General features: G+C 32.4%; 2 protein-coding genes. Both read right to left on the minus strand.

Annotated features, from left to right (window positions below; translation table 11 throughout):
• Positions 1-1,013 precede the first annotated feature (1,013 nt).
• The gene (locus FEZ13_RS19155; RefSeq protein WP_146553972.1) at positions 1,014-1,334 is read right to left on the minus strand and encodes an ABC-2 transporter permease; all 321 of its coding nucleotides are present in this window, start codon (positions 1,332-1,334) and stop codon (positions 1,014-1,016) included.
• A 273-nt stretch (positions 1,335-1,607) separates the two neighbouring features.
• The gene (locus tag FEZ13_RS20300; protein ID WP_255473254.1) at positions 1,608-1,730 is read right to left on the minus strand and encodes a hypothetical protein; all 123 of its coding nucleotides are present in this window, start codon (positions 1,728-1,730) and stop codon (positions 1,608-1,610) included.
• Between the last annotated feature and the right edge of the window lie 345 nt (positions 1,731-2,075).

The following is a 2,075-nucleotide window of genomic DNA, read 5'->3' on the forward strand; positions in this document are numbered from 1 at the left end:
ATCAAACTCTCCATAAAAGTTAAGTTTGAAAGCTCATTTGCTTTGCTAGCGTATCATCCGAAGATGATATCTATTTTGTCTTTGTCACTAACGGAGGTTAGTGAACAAATTTTATTGATTAACGTCTTGCTTGTTCAGTTTTCAAGGTTCATATTCAATTCGCTCATCAGCGAACTTTTACATTCTATCAATTATCTTTTAGAAAGTCAACAACTTTTTAAAAAAATAATTCATTTTATATCGGTCACTTACTTCATTTGTTAGCGACTCAATTATTATATGTTTTTATTTTAACTATGTCAATAGTTTTTATTATTTATTAAAAAAACAACTATTTCATTTTAAGCTTGCTTTTTTGTCATAATACAAAATACTTTTTTCTAAATCTTTTATAATTAAAGTCCGAAGTCTACACAACTTTTATTGAACCTTTGAATAAATTATTAACTCAACTTTTAAGCAAAACAAATAGGTGCTAATCATTGACTGTGTGAAATCGAGATTATTCATTATAATATAAATTGACAAGTGAAAATTTATACAGTGGATGTTTTCCATTATCTGTTAATTAAACCAATCGAGCTTTTACTGGCGGTTCATCACACTTATCCCCCGCTTTTTTTAGATGAAGACAAAGTTCAAGATAAGCTTAAATAAACTCTCGCTATATCCTTAAAAAGACGCTAATAGGTGTCTCTTATTAAGCAGATTGTAAAAGCGTTTTATTTTTGTCGTTGTAAGAAAAGTATCCATCAAATTAAAACAACACTAAATTTGAAAAAACACTAAAGAATAACGTGAAATACTAGAAAATACTAAAAAGCAGTCAAAACTTATAGGATCTACTACAATCATAATCACTGACTGGAACTTAAAAAGATGATGTCTGTGTTGAGGAAACATCATCTTCATTAAATAATTTAGAACCTTTTCAGAATAATCAAAGATACACCTTAAAATCTTCCATTATATTTTACTTTCAGAACTGTTTCAGCACCTAGCGCTTAGCTTCTTCACATTCCTGGTTCTTCTTCAATTCCAACCTTCCCCTTCTTTGGCTTCCAAACGGATAAAACAGCTAAAATTAAACTACCAATTGCAATCCACGTTAAGGCGATAGTAGATGTTTCCCAACGAATTGCATTATGATAGAAAAACAATTTACGTAATCCCTCTACCATAAAGTGCATTGGCATCCAAGGATATACCCAATTTTTATAAAAAGTCGGCATAACTTCTGGTGTCATTTGCAACAAAGGAATGCCAAAGAATAATAACAACACAAAAATTGGAATACCCGCAAACCCAATCCAACTGAGAATAGCGAAAATCATTAACTAACGTGAAGCTACAGCTTGTTAAACTTAAAAATAATGCTGTATCTATAAAACTTGGAAACTCATAACTAAGTATAGAAGATGCAAACCATGTAAGGTCAAAACCTGCCGCAATACCAATCATTAGACTGACTATTAGTTGAAAGAATCGTGCAATCATTTCTTCTCTTCGATTGTTGAAGCTACGTTTTTTTACGGCAAGGTAGATAAAAACAGCTCCTATTAAGCTACCAAACCAAAGTGGTTGAAATAAAGCTAATGGTGCATTGCTTAATTGCCAGTTGGATGAACCAGCGTCGTCTTCGTCGTAAGCGGTGTTGTTAAAACTTTCGCCTGCTCTACCGATAGCTTCACATTTTTTTCCTGCATTGTTGTTAGTATTTCTGCGCTCATTTTTCCATTGATCTTATCGACGATGCCGTTAAGTACTTGTCCCCAGCACTCGTCCCGCAGGAAAGCGAGCAAGCCGTAGCGGAAATCAGCAAATACACTTATTTTGTGGGGGAAATTGGATAATCAACACACCTGTTGAAATATTTCTTATTTTAAAAAGTGCAACTAAAAAACTACAGGCTATCCAATTTATAAGGATTTGCCTGCAGTTTCGTTTTTCTATTTATCTTTTAATTTGATATAGTTAAGACCTATTTTTCTCCGCTTAATTCAACTAGAATTTTAGCTTGAGATTTGTCGTTTGTTAATGCTTCAAAGCCTTTTTCTACAATATCGTCTAATACA

This window comes from Rummeliibacillus sp. SL167, assembly GCF_007896505.1.
GTDB lineage: Bacteria > Bacillota > Bacilli > Bacillales_A > Planococcaceae > Rummeliibacillus > Rummeliibacillus suwonensis.

Excerpts from the sequence above, each read along its gene's own strand:
- FEZ13_RS20300 (WP_255473254.1), bottom strand. The coding sequence starts at position 1,730 with ATGAGCGCAGAAATACTAACAACAATGCAGGAAAAAAATGTGAAGCTA.
- FEZ13_RS19155 (WP_146553972.1), bottom strand. The coding sequence starts at position 1,334 with ATGATTTTCGCTATTCTCAGTTGGATTGGGTTTGCGGGTATTCCAATT.